The organism is Humidisolicoccus flavus, assembly GCF_045689595.1.
Classification (GTDB): Bacteria; Actinomycetota; Actinomycetes; order Actinomycetales; family Microbacteriaceae; genus Humidisolicoccus; species Humidisolicoccus flavus.
In genome coordinates, this window is the sequence record NZ_CP142724.1 from 363,917 (window position 1) to 388,767 (window position 24,851).

At 62.0% G+C, this 24,851-nt stretch carries 21 protein-coding genes; 14 read left to right on the forward strand and 7 right to left on the reverse strand.

The window, feature by feature from the left end; genetic code table 11:
* The first annotated feature begins 45 nt into the window (after positions 1-45).
* The 4 genes from U2H20_RS01760 to cydC are packed head-to-tail and all read left to right on the forward strand — an operon-like array spanning position 46 to position 5,867.
* Positions 46-1,473: a cytochrome ubiquinol oxidase subunit I gene (locus U2H20_RS01760; protein WP_430592803.1), complete on the forward strand. Its 1,428-nt coding sequence runs from the start codon at positions 46-48 to the stop codon at positions 1,471-1,473.
* 11 nt (positions 1,474-1,484) lie between these two features.
* The gene (gene cydB, locus U2H20_RS01765; protein WP_430592804.1) at positions 1,485-2,522 is read left to right on the forward strand and encodes a cytochrome d ubiquinol oxidase subunit II; all 1,038 of its coding nucleotides are present in this window, start codon (positions 1,485-1,487) and stop codon (positions 2,520-2,522) included.
* A gap of 22 nt (positions 2,523-2,544) precedes the next feature.
* Positions 2,545-4,185 (forward strand): ABC transporter ATP-binding protein/permease, encoded by a 1,641-nt coding sequence (locus U2H20_RS01770; RefSeq protein ID WP_430592805.1) that lies wholly within the window; start codon positions 2,545-2,547, stop codon positions 4,183-4,185.
* Positions 4,182-5,867: a thiol reductant ABC exporter subunit CydC gene (gene cydC, locus U2H20_RS01775; RefSeq protein WP_430592806.1), complete on the forward strand. Its 1,686-nt coding sequence runs from the start codon at positions 4,182-4,184 to the stop codon at positions 5,865-5,867. The genes U2H20_RS01770 and cydC overlap by 4 nt, the downstream gene beginning before the upstream one ends.
* 7 nt (positions 5,868-5,874) lie before the next feature.
* On the opposite strand, the gene U2H20_RS01780 is transcribed toward cydC, so the two are convergent.
* Positions 5,875-6,561, reverse strand: a complete 687-nt coding sequence (locus tag U2H20_RS01780) for a DedA family protein (protein ID WP_430592807.1) — start codon at positions 6,559-6,561, stop codon at positions 5,875-5,877.
* Positions 6,558-7,325 carry an aminotransferase class IV gene (locus tag U2H20_RS01785; RefSeq protein ID WP_430592808.1) on the reverse strand — a complete coding sequence of 256 codons (768 nt, stop codon included), beginning with the start codon at positions 7,323-7,325 and terminating at the stop codon, positions 6,558-6,560. The genes U2H20_RS01780 and U2H20_RS01785 overlap by 4 nt, the downstream gene beginning before the upstream one ends.
* 12 nt (positions 7,326-7,337) lie before the next feature.
* Here U2H20_RS01785 and U2H20_RS01790 point away from each other — a divergent pair, with 12 nt between their 5' ends.
* Positions 7,338-8,753: an anthranilate synthase component I family protein gene (locus tag U2H20_RS01790; RefSeq protein WP_430592809.1), complete on the forward strand. Its 1,416-nt coding sequence runs from the start codon at positions 7,338-7,340 to the stop codon at positions 8,751-8,753.
* 56 nt (positions 8,754-8,809) lie between these two features.
* On the opposite strand, the gene U2H20_RS01795 is transcribed toward U2H20_RS01790, so the two are convergent.
* On the reverse strand, positions 8,810-9,250 hold the full coding sequence (locus tag U2H20_RS01795) for an SRPBCC domain-containing protein (protein WP_430592810.1): 441 nt from the start codon (positions 9,248-9,250) through the stop codon (positions 8,810-8,812).
* A gap of 181 nt (positions 9,251-9,431) precedes the next feature.
* On the opposite strand from U2H20_RS01795, the gene leuS reads away from it, so the two are divergent.
* Positions 9,432-11,981 (forward strand): leucine--tRNA ligase, encoded by a 2,550-nt coding sequence (leuS, locus tag U2H20_RS01800; protein ID WP_430592811.1) that lies wholly within the window; start codon positions 9,432-9,434, stop codon positions 11,979-11,981.
* A gap of 150 nt (positions 11,982-12,131) precedes the next feature.
* Here leuS and U2H20_RS01805 read toward each other — a convergent pair whose 3' ends face one another.
* Positions 12,132-12,653, reverse strand: coding sequence for a hypothetical protein (locus U2H20_RS01805; RefSeq protein WP_430592812.1), 522 nt, complete (start codon positions 12,651-12,653; stop codon positions 12,132-12,134).
* Positions 12,654-12,705: 52 nt separating this feature from the next.
* On the reverse strand, positions 12,706-13,014 hold the full coding sequence (locus tag U2H20_RS01810; protein WP_430592813.1) for a hypothetical protein: 309 nt from the start codon (positions 13,012-13,014) through the stop codon (positions 12,706-12,708).
* A gap of 241 nt (positions 13,015-13,255) precedes the next feature.
* Here U2H20_RS01810 and U2H20_RS01815 point away from each other — a divergent pair, with 241 nt between their 5' ends.
* From U2H20_RS01815 to holA, 3 genes are read left to right on the forward strand one after another with little or no spacing between them, the layout of a single operon-like run.
* Positions 13,256-13,837, forward strand: a complete 582-nt coding sequence (locus U2H20_RS01815) for a helix-hairpin-helix domain-containing protein (RefSeq protein WP_430592814.1) — start codon at positions 13,256-13,258, stop codon at positions 13,835-13,837.
* A gap of 26 nt (positions 13,838-13,863) precedes the next feature.
* Positions 13,864-16,410 (forward strand): ComEC/Rec2 family competence protein, encoded by a 2,547-nt coding sequence (locus U2H20_RS01820; protein ID WP_430592815.1) that lies wholly within the window; start codon positions 13,864-13,866, stop codon positions 16,408-16,410.
* Positions 16,337-17,263: a DNA polymerase III subunit delta gene (holA, locus tag U2H20_RS01825; RefSeq protein ID WP_430593567.1), complete on the forward strand. Its 927-nt coding sequence runs from the start codon at positions 16,337-16,339 to the stop codon at positions 17,261-17,263. Before U2H20_RS01820 ends, holA begins: the two co-directional genes overlap by 74 nt.
* Positions 17,264-17,346: 83 nt before the next feature.
* Here the strand turns inward: holA and rpsT are convergent, their stop codons facing one another.
* The gene (gene rpsT, locus U2H20_RS01830) at positions 17,347-17,607 is read right to left on the reverse strand and encodes a 30S ribosomal protein S20 (protein WP_430592816.1); all 261 of its coding nucleotides are present in this window, start codon (positions 17,605-17,607) and stop codon (positions 17,347-17,349) included.
* 298 nt (positions 17,608-17,905) lie between these two features.
* Between rpsT and lepA the strand changes: the two genes are divergently transcribed.
* Genes lepA through hemW form a run of 3 tightly spaced genes read left to right on the forward strand, consistent with a single transcriptional unit; the run spans position 17,906 to position 21,599 of the window.
* Complete coding sequence (lepA, locus tag U2H20_RS01835; RefSeq protein WP_430592817.1) at positions 17,906-19,753, forward strand: translation elongation factor 4; 1,848 nt, start codon at positions 17,906-17,908, stop codon at positions 19,751-19,753.
* Entirely contained in the window at positions 19,750-20,385 is a 636-nt protein-coding gene (locus tag U2H20_RS01840; RefSeq protein ID WP_430592818.1) for a DUF1990 family protein, read from the forward strand. The genes lepA and U2H20_RS01840 overlap by 4 nt, the downstream gene beginning before the upstream one ends.
* On the forward strand, positions 20,385-21,599 hold the full coding sequence (gene hemW, locus U2H20_RS01845) for a radical SAM family heme chaperone HemW (protein WP_430592819.1): 1,215 nt from the start codon (positions 20,385-20,387) through the stop codon (positions 21,597-21,599). Before U2H20_RS01840 ends, hemW begins: the two co-directional genes overlap by 1 nt.
* A 75-nt stretch (positions 21,600-21,674) precedes the next feature.
* Here the strand turns inward: hemW and U2H20_RS01850 are convergent, their stop codons facing one another.
* Positions 21,675-22,502, reverse strand: coding sequence for a DUF4870 domain-containing protein (locus tag U2H20_RS01850; protein WP_430592820.1), 828 nt, complete (start codon positions 22,500-22,502; stop codon positions 21,675-21,677).
* Between the two features lie 219 nt (positions 22,503-22,721).
* Between U2H20_RS01850 and hrcA the strand changes: the two genes are divergently transcribed.
* On the forward strand, positions 22,722-23,744 hold the full coding sequence (hrcA, locus tag U2H20_RS01855; RefSeq protein WP_430592821.1) for a heat-inducible transcriptional repressor HrcA: 1,023 nt from the start codon (positions 22,722-22,724) through the stop codon (positions 23,742-23,744).
* Positions 23,741-24,850: a molecular chaperone DnaJ gene (gene dnaJ / locus U2H20_RS01860; protein ID WP_430592822.1), complete on the forward strand. Its 1,110-nt coding sequence runs from the start codon at positions 23,741-23,743 to the stop codon at positions 24,848-24,850. The genes hrcA and dnaJ overlap by 4 nt, the downstream gene beginning before the upstream one ends.
* The last annotated feature ends 1 nt before the right edge of the window (position 24,851 follow it).

Sequence of the window (24,851 nt, forward strand, 5' to 3'; positions counted from 1 at the left end):
CTGGCGGACGGACAATAGACATGTCACTGAAAAGAAGAGGCAAAGATGATTGCAAACCTCCCAGTTGAAGATCTGCTTGACCCACTTACCCTTTCGCGTTGGCAGTTTGGTCTTACTACGGTTTATCACTTTCTTCTTGTTCCAATCACGCTCGGAACAGTCTGGATTGTCGCGGTTTTTCAGACGCTCTGGCTGAAGACTGGAAACCCTGAGTGGCTGCGCCTGACGCACTTTTTCGGCAAGCTCTTCCTGATCAACTTTGCGCTCGGTGTGGCGACAGGAATCGTGCAGGAGTTTCAGTTCGGAATGAACTGGTCTGACTACTCAAGGTTTGTCGGAGATATCTTCGGTGCACCGCTCGCTTTTGAAGGTTTGATTGCATTCTTCTTTGAGGCGACATTTATCGGACTCTGGATTTTCGGCTGGGATAAGCTTTCGCCACGGTTGCACCTTGGCACTATCTATATGACCGCAATTGGCACAATGGCAAGTGCATACTTTATTCTCGCTGCAAACGCATTTATGCAGAATCCGGTCGGATTCGAAATGAATGAAGAACTGCAACGAGCGCAGCTCGTTGACATCGGCGCCGTGCTCACCAATCCGGTCGCGCTCGCCTCGTTCCCGCACACCATGTTCTCTGCCCTCATGATCTCGGGCGCGCTGCTCGTCACGGTCGCCGCGTGGCACCTCAAGCGAGTGCAGTTCGTCGGCGAAATGCAGAAGGCGCTTCGGTTCGGGCTCTGGGCTGTGATCGTCGGTGGGCTGCTCACCTTCATCTCCGGCGACGCGGTGAGTCTCGCGATGGTCGAGGCGCAACCGATGAAGATGGCTGCGGCGGAGGCACACTATTACACCTCGAGTGGCGCGGAGGCGAGCTTCTCGCTCTTTAGCCTCGGAACTCCGGACGGCACCGAGGAGATCTTCTCCGTACGAATTCCGTACCTGCTCGCCCTGCTTTCCACGCATGATCCGCTCGGAACCGTCGAGGGAATCAACGATCTCCAGGCACAGTACGTCGACATGTTCGGCCCTGGCGACTACACGCCGACGATCTGGATCACCTACTGGTCGTTCCGCTGGATGATTGGCCTCGGTGTTGCCGCGTTCATGATCGCGGCGGTCGGGCTCTTCCTGACTCGGAAGAACCGGATGCCGAAGCAGAAATGGGTCTGGAACGTTGCGATCTGGATGTTCCCGCTGCCCCTGCTCGGTGCTGCGATCGGTTGGATCTTCACCGAGATGGGTCGTCAGCCCTGGCTGGTGTTCTCTCTGCTGCCCACGGCTTCTGGTGTCAGCCCCGGGGTGAGTGGCGTCGATGTACTGATCTCGCTCATCGCTTTCACGCTGATCTACGGAGCGCTCGGTGTCGTCGAGTTCTTCATCATGAAGAAGGCGGCGCAGGCTGGTCCTGCTCCCGCCCCCGAGCTCGATGAGTCCGGCAAGCCTGCGGCTCCCGTCACGGTCTACTAGGAGCAATACTCATGGATCTCGCAACCCTGTGGTTCTTCATCGTCGGCGTGATGTTCGTCATCTACTTCGTGCTCGACGGATTCGATTTCGGTGTCGGAATGGCACTGCCATTCCTCGGGAAGACCGACGCGAAACGTCGTCAGATGATCAACTCGATCGGTCCGGTCTGGGACCTGAATGAAACCTGGGTCATCGTTGCCGGGGCTTCGCTCTTCGCAGCGTTCCCCGAGTGGTACGCGACGATGTTCAGCGGGTTTTATCTCGCGCTCTTGCTGCTGCTCCTCGGCTTGATTGTGCGAGCGGTCTCCTTCGAATGGCGGCACCAACGACCCGAGAGCACGTGGAAGAAAACCTTCGATCGCATGATCATCGTCGGGAGTATCTTGCCCGCATTCCTCTGGGGTGTCGCGTTCGCGAACATCGCACAGGGTGTCGCACTTGCGGTCAACCCGGCCGGGGGATTCACCTACACGGGAACGTTCTTCGACCTCCTCAACCCCTACGCCTTGCTCGGCGGTCTCACGACCCTCACCTTGTTCTTCGTGCACGGTGTCGTCTTCATCGCGTTGAAGACCGACGGTGAACTGCAGCGTGATGCTCGTGCACTCGCAATCAAGAGCGGTGTCGTCGCGATCGTTCTCGGCGCATCCTTCCTCGTCTGGACGTGCCTCATGGTGCCGCACCCGCTGATCTTCGCCCTCGCTGCTGTTGCTGCGGTCACGCTCATCGGTGCTTGGGTGATGAACGTTCGAGGTCGGGAAGGGTGGTCGTTCGCTCTGACTGCCGCGACGATCGCATTCGCCGTGCTCGCGCTCTACATGACGCTGTTCGTTCGAGACGGTGGCCCGTTCGTCATGCCGGCATCGAACCCGAGCGGCGACATGATCGGACTTACCGTCGCCAACGCATCGAGTAGCGCGTACACGCTGCAGGTCATGTCATGGGCCGCGCTCTTCTGCCTGCCGCTCGTGCTCGCCTACCAGGGCTGGACATACTGGGTGTTCAGAAAGCGCGTGCTGACATCGAGTTTCGAGAAGGTCGCGCACTAAGTGTCCGCTGCGAAGGAGAGTCGTGAAGCCCTTTGACCCGCGGCTCCTTCGTTGGGCACGGAGCAGCCTCTGGTTCTTGATCAGTGGCGCGTTCGTCACCGTCGTCCACACCGCTGCGATCATCGGCTTCGCGGTGTTCACGGGTCGTCTGCTCGGATTCCTGATCGCGGGCGAGCCAGTCGATTTCGCCAGTGAGCTCTCGTTTCTGCTGTTGTGCGTGGTGGTTCGTTCGCTGAGTTCGTGGGTCCTGCAATCGCTCAGCGCACGGGCCGCTGCCGTCGTGAAATCGCAGCTTCGTCGGGCAGCGTTGGAACGTCTCGATCCTGCCGATCATCCAGAAGAGGGCGCGTCGAGCAGCAGCGTCACGACAGCCACGGTGCTCGGTCGTGGCCTGGATGCACTCGACGGGTACTTCGGCACCTATGTGCCACAGCTCATTCAGACCGCGATCGCAACCCCGGTGCTCCTTGTCGTCCTTTTCAAACTCGACTTCTTCACCGGGCTCGTGGTTGCGATCTGCCTGCCTCTGATCCCAGTGTTCATGGTGCTCATCGGACTCGTGACTCGTGAAGCGCAAAAGCGTCAGTGGGATGCGCTCGAACGTCTGCAGGGGAGCTTCCTCGACATCCTGGAGGGTCTCCCGACGCTCAAACTCTATGGACGGGATCGTCGGGCGGGGTCGCGAATTCTCGCGTCGAGCAATGAACAGGGTTCGCGCACCATGCAGGTGCTGCGAATCTCATTCCTCTCGAGCCTCGTGCTCGAACTCGCCGCATCATTGTCTGTCGCACTCGTTGCAGTCTCGATCGGCGTTCGTCTCATCGACGGCACGATTCCTCTCGGCATCGCGTTCATCGTCTTGATCCTCACGCCCGAGGCGTTTCTCCCGATTCGTATGGTGGGTGCGGCCTTCCACTCATCCACCGAAGGCCTCGAGGCTGCGGACCGAGTGCTCGCGATCATCGAACACGGCGAAGATCGAGCAGGCCGTTCGCACCGAGTGGCGCCACAGGGCGATCCACTCTCGGCTCGAACCTCGACGCTCGAACTCCGAGATTTCGGGGGAGTTCGCTCTGGCGAGCAGCTTCCAACAGTTTCGTTTCGTGCGCGCGCTGGCGAGATCGTGGTGATCTCCGGAGAGAGCGGAATCGGCAAGTCGAGTCTGATCGACGCACTGCTCGGCTTTGCACAGTCGCAGGGCCAAGCGCTTCTCAATGACAAGCCTGTCGAGCTTCGAGACCTCGCTTGGGCACCGCAGCACGCGGGTGAAGCAATCGTCGCGGGATCGGTTCGCGACAACCTCGGTCTGGGGATGCTCCCTGCAGAGGAACTCGATGCGCGCGCGATTGCTCTCTCGGCGTTAACTGGAGTTTCACTCGATCAGCACATTGCATCGGCCCAGGGCGGAGGGCTGACGCTCTCCGGAGGCCAGGTGCAGCGTTTGGTCGTTGCCCGAGCGATCAGAAGAGCTTTGTCGGGTGCACCGGTCTTGATCGCCGATGAACCGAGCTCGGCGCTCGATGCGGCAACAGAAGGAGTGCTGCTGCAGGGTCTGCGGGAACTTGCCGACACAGGAGTGATCGTGGTGCTCGTCAGCCACCGCGACTCGGTTGTGGCTGCCGCGGATATTCATGTCGAAGTGGTTCGGGAGGTGCGCCGATGAGTGACGGCACGCACATCGTGCACGATCGCCCAGGCAGGTCCTCGAAGTCAGGATTTCTCGCGACAATGCTCCGCTCTGAGCGGCGGCGCCTGCTCGGTGCCCTGGCGGCTGGAACCGGTGCCGCCCTCAGTGCCATTGCGCTGCTCGCAGCGGCATCGTGGCTGCTCGCAGAAGCGTGGAAGCAGCCGCCGATTCTGCACCTGCAAATGGTCATCGTGGGTGTTCGTTTCTTTGCCCTCGCACGAGCTTCGGGCCGGTACCTCGAACGTCTGACCTCGCACAGCGCGGCATTCCGGATGCTCGGCACGGTTCGGCTTGCGCTCTTCGAACGCCTGCGCCCAGTCGCACCCGCCGGCCTCGGTCGACGGTCAACTGAACTGCTCTCTCGATTTGTCGACGACGTCGATCGTCTGCAGGACTGGCCGCTTCGAGTGGTGCAGCCGCTCGTGGTGTCGAGCGTGAGCGCCCTCATCTCGGTCGCGGTGGTGTTCTGGATCCTCCCGGTCGCGGGCACGGTATTGGTGATCGCACTCGCGATTGCCTTCGTATTGGGAACGGTGGTCTCTGTCTGGATCGCTGACAGGAACGAGCGCGCGGCGGGCCCGCTCGCGGCGCAACTGCAGTCTGCGCTGATCGATCACATGCGCGGTTTGAAGCTTCTGACCGCTTACGGAGCGGTCGAGAATTCACAGCGGAACATCGATGCGCTCGACGCGCAGTTGCGCACGGTGCAGACGCGTCGTGCGAGTTTGGCTGGTCTCGTCGGTGGAATCGCCACGCTGCTTGCAGGCGTTGCAGTGGTCGCGGTGCTCGCATTCGGCCAGGCTCCGCTCGTGGCCGGTCTCGTCGACGGTTCGTTCCTCGCGCTGTGCGCACTGGTACCGCTTGCAATCTTCGAAGTGTGGGCGGCGATTCCGAACGCGGCACTCGCGTACCGGCGGGTTCGCACGAGTGACGCGCGGCTTGCCGACCTCGTCCCAGAAGGAGTGAGCGGGATCCCGAAGGAAGTGGGTTCGAGAGTCCGTCCTGAAGGCGACCTTCGAGTGCAGGGGGCGACTGTTGCGTGGCCGGGCGGAACTGCGGTGCAAGCGCCCGTGGACGCGACTGCGCGTCCTGGCGAAACTCTGGTCATCACGGGAGCGAGTGGCTCCGGAAAATCGACGCTCGCCGCGGCACTCGTCGGATTCTTGGACTATGCGGGCAGCATCACAATTGGCGGCACGGAAATTCGCGAGGTGCACCCCGACACGCTTCGTGAGGTTGTCACGCTCGTCGAACAGCGACCGCATCTTTTCAATGAGTCATTGCGCCAGAACCTCTTGTTCGCACGTGACACCGCCGACGACGAGGCACTCTTCGCAGTGCTCGATCGAGTCGGTCTGGGCGCTTGGGCACGAGCACGCGGACTCGACACTCCGCTCGGCGAGCGGGGCGATCTCGTTTCCGGTGGTCAGGCTGGGCGGATCGCGCTCGCGCGCGCACTGCTTCGCGAGACCCCGATCCTGGTGCTCGATGAGCCGGCGGCGAATGTCGACCCGGAGCACGCGGACGCCTTGCTTCGGGATCTCATCGCGGCAGCGCGTGGTGCGAACCGCACGGTGGTCGCGATCACGCACTCATCATTCGATGCGCTCGGTACTGCGGATCGTGTTGAGGTCGTGGCAGCTCAACCCGCGCTCTGAGCGTCGCTCAGTTCGAAGACGGCTCGGTCGAGGCTCCGGCCGGACTCTCATGGTCGTCGCCGAATCGGCCGATTTCGCGCTTGTGCAGCCAGCGCTTCACGAGCCAGACCAGCAACAGGAACAGGGCGATCGCCGCGACGAAGAAGTAGCCCGCGCTGTGGAGACGCTCGGAGAGTTCTCGATAGCTGCCTGCAGCTGCCCAGCCTGCGCTCGCGTAGGCGAGCGACCAGATGATGCATGCCGGAATCGTCCAGGTCAAGAACCTGCGGTAGGTGATTTTTGTGGTTCCAACGATCATGGGCACGAGCGAATGCAAGACCGGCAAGAACCTCGAAAGGAAGATCGCGATACCGCCTCGACGGTTCAAGAATGCTTGGGCCCGATCCCATTGCTGCGCAGTCTTCGGGAATCGCCTGTCGAGCCAAGGCTTCGCTCGCGGCCCGAGTAACCTGCCGATCCAGAATCCGAACGTTTCGCCGAGCAGGGATCCGACGATGATCGTGGCGACGAGCCAAGCCCATTGTCCGACGTCCTCGATACCGGTTGCGGCCACGATGACCACGGTGTCGCCCGGCACGATCATGCCGAGGAGCACACTGGTTTCGAGTGCGATCGCGATGCCGGCGATGATGGTGCGCAGCACAGGATCGACGGACTGCACCGCGTCGAGGAGCCAGTCGATGATTTCGTTCATACGGGAAGCTTTCGCAGTTTGTCGAGGCGGTCTTGCCACGGGACGAGTCGGGTGAGGGGAGCGAGCTCTGGACCATCGATCCAGTGGGTGACCCCGCGAATTCCGTGCAGCGCGTTCACCGCCCAGACCTCGCAGCCCTCGAGGTCGCTCGGCTTCGAACGCTCGCGTTCGATTCGAATACCAGCGATTTCGGCAAGAGCGAGGATCGCGGTGCTGGTCGTTGAGGGCAGGTGCGGAATCTGCACCGAGGGCACGCACAGTGTGTCGCCGCGCCACCACATCAATCCGCTGTAGGCGCCTTCCGCGATGAAGCCGTCGTCGAGAATGCAAACCTCACCGCCACCGTTGGGGTGCACTTGTCGCTGCAAGGCGCCGAGACGCTGCAGATCCGGTCCTTTGATGGTTGGACTAGTCCGCGGGTCTTGTGGCGCGGTCGCGAGCACCGTCGTCGCGAAACGCTCAGGGGCCGGACGCGTCTGCAACAGGAAGCCTGCAGAGGTGAGATCGATCCGGTTCCACCACTCGCCGCGCTCGGGAGTGATTTCGGCGAGGGCACGGATCGCTTGTTCCGCGGTTTCGCGGAATGGAGCTTCTCCGGTTCGTGCAACCGAATCGAGAAAACGGTCGACGTGCAGTTCGAATGCGAGGACCTTCGAATCAATCGCGAGCCACGATTCGGCGACGAGAATCTCACCAGTCTCAGCTGGCCACGAATCAACGAGCCCATCATCGCGCCAATGCCATCGGAGCTCGATTTCACTCATATTATCGAGCGTATGGCATCCTCCTTGGCGTATTCGCTCCAGGGCGAAATCTTTCATCGCGAGGAGCGAACACTCGACCCACTTCGAGTATTTTCGGCGCTTTCTGAACTCGTCGACGATTTGGTCTGGGTGCCGATCGGTGATGGAGAAGTCGTACTCGGCACCGGGAGAAAACGGCTCAAGAGCGGTCGCGCACACGCGTTCGACGCGACCGAAACCTTCGCCGACGCAGCCGTGGGCCCGATCGTTGGATGGCTGAGCTACGAGGCCGGGACGACTGCGCTGCTGCATACGAGCCCGGAATCGAACCGTCGCCCTGAAGCCTTGAGTGAGGGCGGTCGGTTTGCCGATCACGCCCCGGCTGCCGCCTGGATTGAACTCGATCGTTGGATCCGCTTCAAAGCTTTGGCGCTCGATTCGCATTCAGCTTCCGATTCGCGCTCGACCGTTGCATCGTCCTCGCCCGTGAGCGTCGAGATCGGAGCACAGCATGCAGCGTTTCCTGCGTGGGCCGAGCTCGTCGATGCGTCGATGCTCGAGGGCGGCATGCACAGCTCCGACGCGGCTCGATGCAATGCGAACGCGGCGGCGTCGTTCTCGGTGCGCGAGGGCGACGAGGAGTATCGCGCTGCAATTGCGTCATGTACCGCGCACATCCGTGATGGCGATTCGTATCTCATGTGTCTCACGAGCGCGTTCGAGGGTCCTGCGCTCGACTACGCCGCGACCTTCCTGCGACTTCGCGCTTCAGCTGGGCTGAGCGAGGCGAGTTTTTTGCGGATCGACGGGGTTGTCATTGTCAGTGCAAGCCCTGAATTGTTCTTACGGACCCGTGGCAATGAACTGATGACGCAACCGATCAAGGGCACTCGGCCGCGAGGCCTTGGAGCGGAGGACCGCCGGCTCGCCGAGGAGCTCCTCGCGAGCGAGAAAGAGCGCGCCGAGAACCTCATGATCGTCGATCTCTGTCGGAACGACCTTCAGCACGTGTCCGAACCCGGGTCAGTCTCTGTGCCGAGCCTCTTTGCGATCGAATCGTACGCGGCAGTCCATCAGCTCGTCTCGACTGTCACCGGCGTGATGCGAGCCGAGACGAGGCTCACGGAGGTGCTGCATTCGATGTTTCCCGCAGGGTCGATGACGGGCGCACCAAAACAGCGCACTGTCGAACTCCTCGGCGAAATCGAGGGTGTCCCGCGCGGCCTGTACTCGGGGTGTTTCGGCGTCATCGCGGGGCGCGATGTCGAGTTACGGATGACCATCCGGAGTGTCACAGGCGATGCGAACGCGAGCAGCATCGGAGTTGGAGGCGGGATCACCGCGCTCAGCAATGTCGAAGAAGAACTTGCCGAGATGCATCACAAAGCCGCTGCGATTCTTGCAGCAACGGTGCCCTTGGCTACTGCGGTTCGGCTCGAGACGGTCTGAGACGTACGCAGCGTTGCAGAGCGCTGCCGAACGATACGTGGGTGCTGCCGTGAGGGTCAGCTGGCGGCTTGTTTTTGGTGGCTCACGAGTTTGTGCACGTAGGCGTTGAACTCGTCGAGCTCGACAGTCCAGCCTTGAGCGAGCGCTCGAAGCGCGTTTCGCACCGCTGACTCGTCGCCGTCGATCGCAAAACCGGATTCTTCGAAGTGCAGCAGGACGCCGCCGTGGTCTGGGCGGAGCCGGAAGGAGACTCGCGTCGCCTTCTCGCTCATGAAGCCCTCGGCCCATTCGAAGGCGAACGCGCGCTGCTCTTCATAGGCCAGGATCCGGGCAGCAAGCACGACCTCGCCGCTCCAAGCAAAGCGGCCCTGCGCACCGACGGATACTCCGTCAGGGAATGCCGCGATATCGCCGAGCCATCTGGCTTGATGTTCTGGTTCTGTGAGCGCCCGCCATACAACATCGATCGGTGCTTCAAGGGAGAACACGCGTGTCACTCGCGCTGAGTGGGTGTCGATAGTTGTCGGAGGGTTTGCAAAGGCCTGGGCCAAGGCTCCTCCAAATCTCAGATCGAACAGTTGCTTCACTTCGACGGTACACCCGATGAGCAAGAAAGTCGGTCTCCACAAGTCGTAGACTGGAAGTTGGGAATCCCCATAAAACCGTTCAGGAGTATACGTGTCAGACGAGCCCGGTTACGACTTCGAGTCACTGCAAGAGAAGTGGCTGCCCCGATGGGACACGCTTCGACCGTTTGCCACGGACCAAAAAGACGACGCTCGGCCACGGAAATACGTGCTCGACATGTTCCCGTATCCCTCGGGAGACCTGCACATGGGTCACGCCGAGGCGTACGCTTACGGCGATGTGCTCGCGCGCTACTGGCGGCTGCAGGGTTTCAACGTGCTGCACCCGATCGGCTGGGACTCCTTCGGTCTTCCTGCGGAGAACGCGGCGATCAAGCGGGGGATCGACCCGGCGGCCTGGACCGAATCGAACATCGAGCAGCACAAGGTCAGCATGCGTCGCTACGCAACAGCGTTCGACTGGGACCGAGTGCTGCACACCTCTGACCCCAAGTACTACAAGTGGAACCAGTGGCTCTTCCTCGAGCTCTATAAGAAGGGGCTCGCGTATCGCAAGCCTTCGAACGTGAACTGGTGCCCGAACGACCAAACCGTCCTCGCGAACGAGCAGGTCGTCGATGGCCGTTGCGAACGGTGCGGCGCGGAGGTCGTCAAGAAGAAGCTGACGCAGTGGTACTTCAAGATCACCGACTATGCAGACCGCCTGCTCGATGACCTCAACCAGCTCGAGGGTCGTTGGCCGCAGAAGGTGCTGACGATGCAGCGCAACTGGATCGGTCGCAGCATCGGTGCCGAGGTCGAGTTCGAGATCGAGGGTCGCGAAGCGCGGGTTCCTGTCTTCACGACTCGTCCCGACACGTTGTACGGCGCCACGTTCTTCGTGGTCGCGCCCGACAGCGATCTCGCTGCCGAACTCGCTGCCGGCAGCGACGAGGCGACGCAGGCTCGATTCAACGAGTACCTGCTCGAAACGCAGAAGATGAGCGAGATCGATCGCCAGAACACGGAACGTCCAAAGACGGGCGTCTCGCTCGGTCGGACCGCGATCAACCCAGTGAACGGTGAACGCATTCCGGTCTGGGCAGCTGACTACGTGCTCGCGGATTATGGGCACGGTGCAGTCATGGCGGTGCCCGCGCACGACCAGCGTGACCTCGACTTCGCTCGTGCACACGAGTTGCCGGTCCGAGTCGTCGTCGACGTGAACGCCGCGGCAACCGGAGTGTTGCCGGTGATTCCGCTCGACGACGAGGGCAACGCGATCCTGCCCGACGACCTGCCCGAGGTCGATCCCGCAGTCACCGGAGAAGCCCTTACGGGTGACGGCCGCCTCATGAACTCCGGCGAGCTCAACGGCATGTCGAAGAAGCACGCGATTTCGCGCGTCATTCAGATGCTCGAAGAGCGCGGCCTCGGTCGTGCCTCGAAGCAGTACCGACTGCGCGACTGGCTGATCTCACGCCAGCGCTACTGGGGTACCCCGATTCCGATCATCCACACTGCTGATGGTCAAGAGGTGCCCGTTCCGGCAGAGCAGCTCCCAGTGACCCTGCCTGCGTCGGACACGCTCAACCTCACGCCCAAGGGGCAGAGCCCGCTTGGCGCGGCAGAGGACTGGGTGAACGTTCCGAGCCCGATCGACGGAACCCCAGCGCGCCGCGACCCAGACACGATGGACACCTTCGTCGATTCGTCCTGGTACTACTTGCGGTTCTTGAGCCCGAACGACGACACACAGGCATTCGATCCTGCCGAGGTGTCGAAGTGGGCGCCTGTTGACCGCTATGTCGGCGGTGTCGAGCACGCGATTCTGCACCTGCTGTACTCGCGCTTCATCACGAAGGTGCTGTTCGATCTCGGCCACGTGTCATTCACCGAACCATTCGAGAGCCTGCTGAATCAGGGCATGGTGATCCTTGATGGCGCGAAGATGTCGAAGAGCAAGGGCAACGTCGTCACCTTGAGCGAAGAGCTCGACAAGTTCGGCGTCGATGCGGTTCGCCTGACGATGTGCTTCGCCGGTCCACCGGAGGACGACATCGACTGGCTCGATGTCTCGCCGGGCGGTTCTGCAAAGTTCCTGGCACGAGCGTGGCGTCTCTCCGGCGATGTGACGAGTGCTCCAGGAGTTTCGTTCCGCGATGGCGATTCTGACCTGCGTCGTCAGACGCACCGGTTCCTCGACGAGGTCTCAACCCTCGTTGAGGCGCTGAAGTTCAACGTCGTCGTGGCGAAGCTCATGGAACTGACGAACGTGACTCGCAAGGCGATCGACTCGGGTCCTGGCGCTGCCGATCCTGCGGTTCGAGAAGCTGTCGAGACGATCGCGCTCGGCCTCAGCCTCTTCGCGCCGTTCACTGCGGAAGACATGTGGGAGAAGCTCGGTCACGAGCCATCGATTGCGAACGCATCATGGCCGAAGGCTGAGCCCTCGCTGCTCGTCGAGCAGACGGTCACGGCGATCGTGCAGGTTGGCGGCAAGGTTCGCGCGACCATGACCGTTGACGCCTCGATCTCTGCCGAAGACCTCGAGAAGCTCGCCCGCGAGCAGGCTCCGGTCATTCGCGCGATCGGTGACCAGGCCATTGCGAACGTGGTGGTCCGTGCCCCGAAGGTCGTGAGTTTCTCGCTCGCGAAGTAGCGCTCACGGAGCATGCTGGCAAGAATCAGCAGTGTCCGTGTTTCACCCAGTCGGTGCACGCGAATCCTCGATACTCGAGGTTCGCGTGCACCGATTGCGTTGCAGCGCATGTCGGTGACGTTTCGCGCTTCAACGCCGAGGATTATGCAGCTATTTCAGCCATTCGTGTGCGAAGGTAATCGCTTCTTCGCTCGATGCGGCCGACACTTGCCTTGTCTGCCACCAGTGATCTGGCCAAAACCCCTGCCGCGGAAGCCCCATGTGAGGCAGTAGCCGTCGAATCCACTCGCGTTCGATTTTGGGGCTCCCGAACAAACCATTCGCGACGATGAACCGGTCGTTCCGCTTCGGTCCGGTGCCGAGATCGAGCGAGCTCACCCCTCGGAACACCATGGTCTTTGCGTGAGTGATGTGCGTCAGCGGAACCGGGGGAGCGCCGTTGATTCGGATCAGTCCTGTCTGCACGTCGAACTCTGCATACCGATTCAGAACAATCAAGAGCGGTGCCACCGTGAGCGGGATCAGCAGGAACATCAGCATCAGTGGTGTGTGCTCGGGATGAGGGCTCAACAGGCCGAACACCGTTCCAAGGAGTGTCGCGCCGCCACCGATGAGGCAGCTCACGATGATCCCGCGCCAGGGAGTCGGGCGGCCGAACTGTACGATTCTCACGGATTCACCGCCATGGAGCCGTGATCTCGCACTGGCGGTCACAACTTAGCGATCACGAAGTGGGTGTCGAGTCAGCCGACTTGGTGCGCTCGTCAGTCTGTTTCGCGAGGCTGCGAAGTTGATACACGCCGATCATCCCGACGATGGCCAGCGCGGCGTAGATCGCAGTCGCGAATCCTGCCTGCGATGCGGCATTGCCTCGCATCGGAACCCAAACTTCCGCGTCGAACCCTCGCTGCAGGCCGACGACGAACACCGCGACAGCGGCGTACAGGAAGAACGCGGTCACGAATGCCACCACGATTGAGAGCTTGCGAAGTCCACGAGCGCTCAGCGGGCGAGTGAAGCGGTTCGGTTGCATCGTTCGTTTCCTGGTGCGAGTTCGTGCGCCACATGGGTTCGCAGCACGTTTCGAAGTGTAGAGCGGGAGTCTGAGTCTTCGGTGGACGGTTGCTGGTCTCGGTCTCGGTCTCGGTCTCGGTCTCGGCTCTCGGCTTGCTAAGGCCGGCCTCGGTTCGCTCCACATGACGCGACAGTCGTGCAAGCTGCACATCATCCTTCGTGCCTCCGCCAGCTGCTCAGTCCCTCCGTATTTTCGCGGCATGGCGATTGCGTTGAAACCTCGTTGGCGACTCGGTATCGGTGCTGCAATCGTGCTGGCTGTCGGTGCCTCGGTCGGAGCAGTGCTCTCTGGAATGGCTCCGCAGCCGAGCGTGAGCGAGGTGGTCCTGGAGCCGTCTCCAACAACAGCGAGTGCACTCGTGGTCGATGTGCAAGGAGCCGTGAACACTCCGGGTGTTTATGTTTTGGCGTCGGGCGATCGCGTGCTTGATGCGATCGAGGCTGCGGGCGGGCTCCGTGACGACGCGGTCTCTGGTGCCGAAAACCTTGCCCGGGTGCTCGTCGATGGTGAGCAGATCCTGATTCCTGTCGTCGGCGAAGCGACGGGGTCGATTGGAACGGGTGGCGCTGGCGCCGGAGTGTCCGGCTCAGGCAAGGTGAGCATCAATCGAGCCGACGCGGTGCAATTCGAAACACTCCCAGGGATCGGACCGGCACTCGCTGCGGCCATCGTCCAGCATCGCGATGAACACGGACCGTTCGCGTCGGTCGAAGCGCTCGACGATGTGCCAGGGATCGGACCGTCGATTCTGTCGAAGGTCGCCGAGCTCGTGACGCTGTGAAGGATGTCCGGTTTGCGCTTCCGGTGGTGCTTGCGTGGCTGGCGCTCCTGCTGGCGGTCAAGGTGCCAGGACTCGAACACTGGTGGCTCGCCCCGCTCAGTCTGAGTGGTGTGCTCGTCGCAGTGTTGCTGTGGGTGCAAGGGCGATCATCAAGGAGCGACCATCACGTGTCGTCTCTCGCTGACCCGCGGAACGGACTGAACCCGATCCTGAGGTTTCATGCGACTCTTATGGGCCTCTGGCGTGCGCATGGCATCCACCTCATGACAATCACCCTCGTTGCGTCCGCACTGACGGCCCTTTTCCTCGCACGTTTGCACATCCTCACGGGAACGATCAATGCGCTCCCGCTGGATGAATGCACGGAAATCGTGTTTGAACTCACCGGCCGGGCCTCTGACACTCCACTCCGGGGAATGCTCATGAGCGCCACCTGCGATGGCTTCGAACGCAGTGTGCATCTGCCGCTCGTAGTGCTCGAACAATCGTCCGCGGTCAGTGCAGATGCCGCAGTCACTTCGCACTGGCTCAGCACGGCTCGGCTCTGGTCGCAGCCGGGTTCACTCGCTGTCTTTGCCGAGCTCACGAGCGCGCCGGTACAAATCAGAGGCGGTTTTGATCTTTCCTGGAGCGGTGAGCTCCGAGTCGCGTTCCTCGAACTTAGTGAGCAGTTGCCGCTCCCCGGTGGTGGGCTCGTACCCGGGCTCGCGATCGGTGATACCGCACGCGTGAGCGATGCGCTCGAGACCGCGATGCTCGCCTCGGGACTCAGCCATCTCACTGCGGTTTCCGGTGCGAACTGCGCGGTTGTTGTGCTCGGCGTGTATGCGGTTGCCGCTGCTTTTGGCGCGCCCCGAATGTTGCGGGTGATTCTGGCTGGCGCGGGGCTGTTCGCATTCGTCATCATCGTGACGCCCGAGCCGAGCGTGATTCGGGCCGCGACCATGGCGTTTCTTGCTCTCGCCGGTCTGGTGTTCGGACGAGCTGGCGGTGGGGTTTCGCTGCTCGCAGTGACGGTCGTCATCCTGCTGAGCGTCGACCCCTCGCTCGCAGTTTCTGTGGGCTTCGGGCTGTCGGTCCTTGCCACCACGGGACTCATCGTCCACGCGATGCCATTCGCTCGGTGGCTGAGCGGCGCGATGCCGCTTCCGCTCGCCGTGATGATCGCCGTTCCGACGGTCGCGCAGTTGTGGTGTCTGCCCGTGCTGGTCGTCCTGGATTCCCAGGTGAAGCCGATCAGTATTGTCGCCAATTTGCTCGCCGGACCGGCGGCCGCGCCGGCAACGGTGCTCGGTTTGCTCGGTGCGGTCTTCGGCGTCATCGCGCCAGGGCTCGGAATGGCACTGCTCTGGATCGCGTGGTTGCCTTCTGCCTGGATCGCTGCGGTTGCGACATGGGCCGCAGGGGCGAGCGCTCCAGTGATCACCTGGCCGATCGGGCTACTCGGTCTTGCATGCGCTGTCTCGCTTCCGCTCATCATGTTGGTGCTCCAGCTGAGTAGAAGGCGGGTTGCGGTCGCGACGGTTGTCGCGCTCGGGCTGGTCGCACTGATCGCGAGCACCAGCGTCACGGGCTTCATGCGCCAAACATCGATCCCGGACTGGCAGTTCGCACAGTGCGATGTCGGGCAGGGGAGCGCGTCGCTGATCCGCTCCGGAGGCAGGGTCGCGCTCATCGATGCGGGCCCGGATCCAAAACCCCTGCAAGCGTGTTTGACCATGTTCGGTGTGGACAACATCGATCTGTTCGTTGTGACGCATTTCGATCTCGATCATGTTGGTGGTGCTGACGCCGTGCTCGGAAGCGTTGGCACGGTGGTGCATGGTCCGCTCCTGGCGGCAGAGGACGAGAACCTCATCCAGCAATTCGTACAGTCGGGTGCGCGTCATCATGAGGTTTCGACCGAGGGAGCAGGGGTGCTTGGTTCTGCGCCTTGGCGGGTGCTGTGGCCGCCGAGCGGTCGAACGTTCGAAGACGGCAATGCTGCGAGTGTGGTGACGAGTTTCACGCTGCCGATTGGTGAGGTACTCGTGCTCGGCGATACCGGGGCGCAACAACAGCAAGTCATCGCTCGCGACCACCCGCACGCCGACATCGTTGTGGTCGCGCATCACGGCTCGGCGGACCAGTTTTCGCCGCTCTACAGTGAGCTCGGCGCAGCGCTTGCGGTCGTGCCCGTTGGCGAGAACACCTACGGGCATCCACGACGCGAGATCCTGCAGACCGTCCGAGCTGCTGGAATGCTTGTTGCACGCACCGACATCAATGGGGCGATCGCGGTCGGGCCCGGGGCAACGGTTGACGATCCGAGCGTCCTCTGGCAGGAGAGTTCCGATGCATCGGAGCCCGCTTCTTTGGGCTTCGAGCATCAGATTGCGACGACCGCTTTTGAGCGTTTCATGACCGTGGCTCGCGTTAGGCTTTCAGGCAGGAGGACTCGCCTTGGCAGCCAAGAAAATCACCACGCTCACGTGGGATCGCATCTCGCCCGCACCGATCGTGCTGGTCAGCGGCAACGAAGACTATTTGGCGACGCGCGCAATCGCTCGGCTGCGTCAGCTGCTCCTCCTTGAAGACCCAGATCTCGAGATCACTGATGTGCACGCCGATGAATACACGCCGGGTCTCCTGCAGTCGCTTGCGAGCCCCTCGCTCTTTGGCGAAGCGCGACTCATTCGAGTGGATCGGGTCGAGAAGACGAACGACGCCTTCCTCACCGAGGCAACCGCGTACGCGGCAGCACCCGCAGACGGCACGACGCTGGTCCTTCGCCACGCTGGGGGAAACCGCGGGAAACGCCTGCTCGATGCGGTCCGCGCGAGCAACGCAGCCATCGAGGTTCCGTGTGCCACGCCAAAGAAGGAAGACCGGTGGTGGAGCGACTTCGCGCACGCAGAGTTCCGTGCTGAAGGTCGTCAGGCCACCAGCTCAGCAATCGCGCTACTCCTGAACTCTTTCGGCACCGACGTTGGCGAACTCGCGACCGCCTGCCAGCAGCTCATCGCAGACACGCAGGGTGAGATCACCGATGAGGTTGTGCAGAAGTATTACCGCGGGCACATCGAAGTCGACGCCTTCGACGTTGCTCGGACGGCAGCTGCGGGCGATGGTGCGAATGCGCTCCTCGGACTTCGCCACGCGATCGATTCCGGGGTGGCACTCGTTCCCCTTGTCGCCGCGTTCGCCTATCACTTCCGAACCCTCGCGAAGGTGTCGACCGGTTCCTCCGCGGCGCAGCTCGGTGTGCACCCGCGAGGCCACAGCGAGGCGAGAGCCGCGCTTCGAGCGTGGAGCGAATCCGGTCTCGTGCAGGCAATCGAACTGATCGCCGCGACCGACGAAGCGATCAAAGGAGGGGAGCGCGACGCTGATGCGGCGGTGCACCGTATGGTGCTGCAGCTCTCGCTCCTCCGCGGACGTTCGTAGCTCGCATCAAAAACGTAGGCAAGCAAAAAGCCCAGGTCACATGACCTGGGCTTTTTCGAGGTCAAGCCTCAAAAACGCTTCGATTAGAGCGAAGCAACCTTCTTGGCGAGCGCTGACTTGCGGTTCGCTGCCTGGTTGCGGTGGATAACGCCCTTGCTCACTGCCTTGTCGAGCTTGCGACCAGCAATCTTGAGCTTTGCTTCTGCAACGGCACGGTCGCCGGTTGCAGCTGCTTCGCGAGCCTGACGGACAGCCGTCTTCAGTTCGCTCTTGACGGCACGGTTACGTTCCTGAGCCTTCAGGTTCGTCGTGATCCGCTTGATCTGCGACTTGATGTTTGCCACGTGTTAAATCCATTCCTTGATGTCCGCGGAGAAAATTCGAAATTGGTGCGAGCCTTCGCGGAAACCCTATGCGTGCCCCGCACCGGACGGCGCTCTGTGAACGTGTTTCCACGAACTTCTCGAACGACGCCGAAGCCGACTAGCAACACTACCAGGATTGCGGCCGTTGTCACAATCATGACGCGCAGCACAGCAAACCGTGTTCACGAGCAGTACAGCAGCAGGTATGGGAGAATAGGAAGATCGCTGTACCGCGCCGTCGGCGCACCACCTCGAAAGTACCGCAGAAAAGGACCTTGTGACTCGCGTTTCGAATGCCCTCGCGCCTGCCGCAACTCCCGCTTCGGTGATCCGCAATTTTTGCATCATCGCGCACATTGACCACGGGAAGTCCACGCTCGCAGACCGCATGCTGCAGATCACCGGTGTTGTCGACGATCGATCGATGCGCGCGCAGTACCTCGACCGCATGGACATCGAGCGTGAGCGCGGCATCACGATCAAGAGTCAGGCCGTTCGTATGCCCTGGGGCGTCGACGGCGAAACTTACGCGCTCAACATGATCGACACTCCAGGTCACGTCGACTTCACCTACGAGGTCTCCCGTTCTTTGGCAGCGTGCGAAGGCGCAATCCTGCTGGTGGACGCCGCACAGGGCATCGAAGCGCAGACGCTCGCGAACTTGTACCTCGCGATGGAAAACGATCTGACGATCATTCCCGTGCTCAACAAGATCGACCTGCCGGCCGCCGACCCGGAGAAGTACGCGAAAGAAATCGCGGGACTTATCGGCGGAAACCCAGAAGACGTGTTGCGCGTCTCCGGGAAGACCGGTGTCGGCGTCGAAGAGCTGCTCGATCTCGTTGTCGCGAAGATTCCAGCGCCGCAGGGTGACAAAGACGCACCTGCCCGTGCAATGATCTTCGACTCCGTCTACGACTCGTACCGTGGCGTTATTACCTACGTCCGCATGATCGACGGCACGCTCGTTCCGCGAGAGCGCCTGCAGATGATGTCGACCGGCGCGACCCACGAACTGCTCGAAATCGGCGTGAGTTCACCGGAACCCGTCCCGTCGAAGGGGCTCTCCGTCGGCGAGGTCGGCTATCTCATCACCGGTGTGAAAGATGTTCGTCAGTCGAAGGTCGGCGACACGGTCACAACCCACCGTTCGCCCGCGATCGAGCCACTGCAGGGCTACGCAGACCCGAAGCCGATGGTCTTCAGTGGCGTGTACCCGATCGATGGTGGCGACTACCCAGACCTTCGCGAAGCGCTCGACAAGCTCAAACTCTCGGACGCTGCGCTGGTCTACGAGCCAGAGACCTCCGTGGCCCTTGGCTTCGGATTTCGGTGTGGCTTCCTCGGTCTGTTGCACCTGGAGATCGTGACGGAACGACTCGAGCGCGAGTTCGGACTCGATCTCATCGCAACCGCTCCGAGCGTCGTCTACGAAGTCGAAGCCGAAGACAAGAGCATCGTGACAGTCACGAACCCGAGCGAATTCCCTTCTGGCCGCATCGAATCGGTGACCGAGCCGGTGGTTCGGGCAACGATCCTCGCGCCGAAGGACTACGTGGGCGCGATCATGGAGTTGTGCCAGTCACGGCGTGGAACGCTCCTCGGCATGGAGTACCTCAGCGAAGACCGCGTCGAGCTCCGGTACGAGTTGCCGCTCGGTGAGATCGTGTTCGACTTCTTCGATCAGCTGAAGTCGAAGACACAGGGCTATGCGTCGCTCGACTACGAACTGCAGGGGAGCCAGACCGCCGACCTCGTGAAGGTCGACATTCTGCTGCAGGGCGAACAGGTCGACGCCTTCAGCGCGATCGTGCACCGGGACAAGGCCTACGCCTACGGCGTCCTGATGGCAGGCAAGCTGAAAGACCTCATCCCTCGGCAGCAGTTCGAGGTGCCGATCCAGGCCGCGATCGGTGCTCGAATCATTGCGCGTGAGAACATCCGCGCCATTCGAAAAGACGTGCTCGCCAAGTGCTATGGCGGTGACATCACTCGGAAGCGCAAGCTCCTCGAAAAGCAAAAAGAGGGCAAGAAGCGCATGAAGATGGTCGGTCGCGTCGAGGTCCCGCAGGAAGCATTCATTGCTGCGCTGCAGTCAGGCGAGGGGAAAAAGGAACGCTCGTGAAAGATCTGAGCACTCGCCCGATCAACTATGCGGCGATTGGTGCGACAGCTCATCGTGACTTCACGCGCTTTCCTCCCGGCGGATATCGCGTCGAGACGATGACTGCCCGTATCGGCCACGGCCGTGCGCGGTACGTAGCCGCGGTCGCGGGCCTTCGCACCTGGAAGGTGCAGCGCCTGAGCGGAATCGAAGTCGACGTTGTGCATTCCGCTGACCCGGCGGTGTACCGTCCCGTAGGTTTCGAAGGCAACGACCCGACGCGTTCGGCTGCGTTCGATGTCGAGCCCGTGTTCGATCCCGACGGCGAAGAGTTCCTCCAGCCTGGGACGAGTGCGAATCAGCGGATCAAGTTCATGCTCGGCCAAGTGCACGCGCCTGTCCGAGTGATCGCCGTTGAAGACGAGCCGGACATGCACGCGGTGATCTTCGGTGCCCTGCGCGGTCACCCGGTTGCAGGCGAAGAGCGCATGCTGATCGAAATCCGCGCCGACGAATCCGTCTGGTTCTCGTTCTCCGCGTTCTCAAAACCGGCAAAATGGTGGTCCCGGCTCGGGGCGCCGTTCATGCGTCGGAAGCAGAAGCAGTTGCACCAGCGATTCCTTGACGCGCTTCGTCAAGTGCCGACCTCCTGATGGCCGGTCGCCTTCCCGACGGTGAAGCTGTCCCAGAGAGCGGCTCTTTGCCGGAGTCGGTCTCGATCGGTGTAGAACATCGAGCGCTCGGCGCGTACGTGCATGTGCCGTTCTGCCGTGTTCGTTGCGGTTATTGCGATTTCAATACGTACACAGCGAGCGAACTTCGCGGTGCGAAGCAGAGCGATTACGCGGACGATGCCCTCGCAGAAATGCGCCTGGCCGCAACCGTCATGCGGGAGAGCGGGACACTGCGCGATATTTCCACGGTGTTCTTCGGAGGCGGCACTCCGACTCTGCTGCCCACCGACGACCTCCGTCGAATGCTCGATGGCGTCAAAGCGTTCGGCCTCGCGCCAGGGGCCGAGGTCAGCATCGAGGCGAACCCTGACTCGGTCGATGCGACCGCGCTCCGAGCACTGGCTGACGCTGGGTTCACGCGCGTGAGTTTCGGGATGCAGTCAGCGGTTCCGCACGTGCTGCAAACGCTCGATCGCACGCACGACCCGGAGCGGGTGCCGCTCGTCGTGCAGTGGGCTAAAGATGCCGGGCTCGAAACCAGTCTCGACCTGATCTACAGCACCCCCGGCGAGTCGATCGACGATTGGCGTCGATCACTCGACTTCGCCCTCGCTCAAGAACCTGACCATATCTCGGCGTACGCACTCATTATTGAAGACGGGACTGCGCTTGCACGACGGATTCGTCGCGGCGAGCTGCCCGCCCCGAGCGACGATGCAGCCGCTGACGCGTATGAACTCGCTGACGCGCTGCTGGCTGAGGCCGGGTACGACTGGTACGAGGTCAGCAACTGGGCGAAGAACGGCAAGCGAAGCCGTCACAATCTCTCCTATTGGACAGGAGAAGACTGGTGGGGCTTCGGTCCGGGTGCGCACAGTCACATCGGTGGCGTCCGCTGGTGGAACGTGAAGCACCCTGCCGCGTATGCGCAGCGGGTTCGCCAGAATGTCTCTCCGGCGTACGCGCGCGAAGTGCTCGACGACGAAACGCGCCGCGTTGAGCGTGTGCTCCTCGAGAGCCGAGTGCGCGACGGGCTCGACATCGGCATCCTCGATACCGCCGGACGCACGGCAGTTGCGGGGCTGATCGCGGATGGGCTTATCGACGCAAAAGCCGCCCTCGGCGGTCGGGTTGTCCCAACACTTCGAGGGCGGCTCTTGGCCGACTCAGTCGTTCGAAAACTCTTGCCATAAGGTGCGTGTGGAGGTTGCCGTGGCAGCCTCCGCACGCACCAGGATCCGAGCTGAGCGCGAATCGCTCGTGGTCGCCTACTTCACCATGCGAATCGACATCGGGTAGCGGTAGGTGCCGCCACCGTTGACGCGAACACCGCCGATGATCGCGAAGATGATGCCGAGGAGCGGAGCGACCCACCAGAACAACAGGATGACGAGTCCGATGCCGATGATCGAGGTGATCGTGCCGATGATGAAAATCGCTGCGGTTGCAATGAGCATCGTCAGCTGGAAGTTCACTGCTTCACGAGATTCCTGGCGGACGAACGGGCTGCGGTCCTTGTACATGAAGAACACGATCAGCGGGCCGACGAAGCCGAGGCCGGCAACCCAGGCGATTCCGCTGAGGTGAGCCCACATTGCGGCAGTCTTTTCTTCCTGCGGCTGCAGGGGAGCGCCCGCTGGCATTGGTCCGCCGTAGTGCGGTTGCTGGGGAGCGCCGTAGTACCCGGGCTGTGGCTGACCGGGGAAAGCGCCCTGGGGAGCGCCGTACTGCGGTGCGCCGTACCCTGGAGCACCATTCTGCGGTGCGCCGTACTGGGGCGCTCCAAACTGGGGAGCGCCGTTCTGGGAATTGCCGTACTGGGGTGCTCCATTTTGGGGACCGCCGTACTGAGAATCTCCGTGCTGAGCGCCACCGTATTGAGGCCCGTCGTGCTGCGTTCCTGGTTGCTGTGCACCAGGGAACTCAGGCTGCGGAGCGCCAAATTGCGGAGCGCTGAACGGGGAGGGGGCTGGCTGTGGAGCGCTGTGCTGGGGAGCGCCGGGCTGAGGGGCGCTGGCTGAGAACTGCTGACCCTCACCGTGGGACTCGCCGTGCGGCGCGTTCTCGTTCGGCTGAGAGTTCGGTTGGTCCGACATCGTGTTGACCTTTCACTGGGACTGCTCTGCGAATTCACTTCATCTGTGCGCGGTTGCACTCGATGCGCTCAGGGGGAACGCGCTGCACAGTTGAACCCTCCCATTCTCTCGCAAATCGGGCATCAACGAACAGGGGCGCGCTATGATTGGCACTCGGATCGTGCGAGTGCCAATTTTTGTTGTGCCGAACGATTCTCGACGCCAGGAGAGGAGGAAGTGATGGTTTCACCCCGCGGACTCGAGGTCCTCCGAGTGATCGTCCAAGATTACGTTGCAACTCGTGAGCCGGTCGGCTCGAAATCGGTCGTCGATCGTCATTCCTTTGGTGTGAGCGCCGCGACGATTCGGAACGATATGGCGCTGCTCGAAGACGAAGAGCTGATTGCTGCCCCCCACACGTCCTCCGGCCGAATCCCGACCGACAAGGGCTACCGCGTCTTCGTTGATCAGCTCACGGAGATGCAGCCCATCTCCGTCGCGCAACGTCAGGCGATCCGGCGCTTCCTCGATGAAGCGGTTGACCTGGACGACACGCTCATCAGAACGGTTCGGCTGCTGTCGCAATTGACGGGGCAACTCGCGATCGTGCAGTACCCCTCGCTTGCGCGTTCGAGCGTGCGACGAATCGAAATCATCGCCCTCACCGAACAGACAGTGATGCAGGTTCTGATCACCGATTCAGGGCGAGTCGAACAGCGCATCATCGACGCGGGTCAGCGAATCTCCGCAGAGACCGCTGCCGCGCTCGGGCTCGCGTTCAACCAGGCGCTTGCAGGAAAGACGCTCGGCGACTGTCAAGAAGAACTCGAACGGCTGCGAACCAACGCGCCGCGTGAGATCTCGATCGTGATGAACAAGATCGCGGATCAACTCTCAGAGCAACTGCAGCCTGAACGCAACGAACGACTCGCGCTTGCGGGCACCTCGAACCTCGTCAGAACAGGCGAAGACTTCCACGGCACGATCACGCCGGTACTCGAAGCGATCGAAGAACAAGTAACGTTGTTGCGCCTCGTCGGAGATCTGCAAGCGGATTCTCTGGGCCTGGCCACAAGCATCGGGCGCGAAAACGTCGGAGGCCTCACTGAGGCTTCGATCATCGCGAGTTCCTACGGTCGGAACAATCGTGAGCTCGCGCGCGTTGGAGTGCTTGGACCAACACGAATGGACTACCCAACGAATATGGCCGCGGTGCGCGTCGTCGCACGGTACTTGACGCGGCTCCTGAGTGAGGATCAGTGACAGACCACTACGAAGCTCTTGGCGTTGCCAAAGAAGCAAGCCAAGAAGAGATCAAAAAGGCGTATCTGAAGCTTGCCCGTACCCTGCACCCGGACATGAACCCGAGTGCCGAGGCTGCGGAACGCTTCAAGCAGGTGACGCACGCCTACGACGTGCTGAAGGACCCGCAGAGCCGCGCCGATTATGACCGGGGTGGCCAGAATCCCTTCGGGGGAGGCGGGGCCGGCGGCTTCGGCTTCGGCGACATCTTCGAGCAGTTCTTCGGTGGCGGAGGTGGCCGTGGCGCTGGGCCGCGTCCGCGTCGCCAACCGGGGCAGGATTCCCTGCTTCGACTCGATCTCGACCTCGAAGACGTCATCTTCGGTGTCGAGAAGCATGTCGACGTCACGACGGCGCTTTTGTGTGAAGCCTGCCAAGGATCGTGCTGCGCTCCCGGTACGAAAGAAGAAACCTGCGACATCTGCCGAGGCAGCGGTCACGTTCAGCGCACGGTCCGCTCGCTCCTCGGCAACGTGGTCACGAACCAGCCGTGCGGAAGCTGCCAGGGGCACGGCACGGTCATCCCGTACCCGTGCGCGACGTGCGGCGGCCACGGCCGAGTCCGTGGCAACCAGAATATTGCGATCAAGGTGCCGGCCGGTGTAGACACCGGACTTCGCCTCCAAATGCCAGGCTTCGGTGAAGTCGGCGAGGCCGGTGGGCCTAACGGAACCCTGTACGTCGAGGTGAACGTGCGTCATCACGACGTCTTCAGCCGAGACGGCGACGACCTGCTCGGCACCGTCGAGGTCTCGATGGTCGATGCGATCGTCGGCACCGAGGTCACCGTCGATGGACTCGATGGTCCGGTGTCATTGGAGATCCGTCCTGGAGTGCAGAGCGCGGATGTCCTCGTAATTCGCGACCGCGGCGTGACCCACTTGCGTGGCTCCGGCCGAGGCGATCTCAAAATTGGTGTGCACGTCGTCACGCCGACGAAGCTCGATCGCAAATCCGAGCAGCTGATCGAGCAGCTCCGCGAGCGAATGCGGCCGGCGCCGCCGAAACTCGCCCACTACCAGCAAGGTCTCTTCGGCAAGCTTCGCGACCGCTTCTTCCGCGGGTAGT

Excerpts from the sequence above, each read along its gene's own strand:
- U2H20_RS01760 (WP_430592803.1), top strand. The coding sequence starts at position 46 with ATGATTGCAAACCTCCCAGTTGAAGATCTGCTTGACCCACTTACCCTT.
- cydB (WP_430592804.1), top strand. The coding sequence starts at position 1,485 with ATGGATCTCGCAACCCTGTGGTTCTTCATCGTCGGCGTGATGTTCGTC.
- cydC (WP_430592806.1), top strand. The coding sequence starts at position 4,182 with ATGAGTGACGGCACGCACATCGTGCACGATCGCCCAGGCAGGTCCTCG.
- U2H20_RS01780 (WP_430592807.1), bottom strand. The coding sequence starts at position 6,561 with ATGAACGAAATCATCGACTGGCTCCTCGACGCGGTGCAGTCCGTCGAT.
- U2H20_RS01785 (WP_430592808.1), bottom strand. The coding sequence starts at position 7,325 with ATGAGTGAAATCGAGCTCCGATGGCATTGGCGCGATGATGGGCTCGTT.
- U2H20_RS01790 (WP_430592809.1), top strand. The coding sequence starts at position 7,338 with ATGGCATCCTCCTTGGCGTATTCGCTCCAGGGCGAAATCTTTCATCGC.
- U2H20_RS01810 (WP_430592813.1), bottom strand. The coding sequence starts at position 13,014 with ATGCAACCGAACCGCTTCACTCGCCCGCTGAGCGCTCGTGGACTTCGC.
- U2H20_RS01815 (WP_430592814.1), top strand. The coding sequence starts at position 13,256 with ATGGCGATTGCGTTGAAACCTCGTTGGCGACTCGGTATCGGTGCTGCA.
- hemW (WP_430592819.1), top strand. The coding sequence starts at position 20,385 with ATGGCCGGTCGCCTTCCCGACGGTGAAGCTGTCCCAGAGAGCGGCTCT.
- U2H20_RS01850 (WP_430592820.1), bottom strand. The coding sequence starts at position 22,502 with ATGTCGGACCAACCGAACTCTCAGCCGAACGAGAACGCGCCGCACGGC.
- hrcA (WP_430592821.1), top strand. The coding sequence starts at position 22,722 with ATGGTTTCACCCCGCGGACTCGAGGTCCTCCGAGTGATCGTCCAAGAT.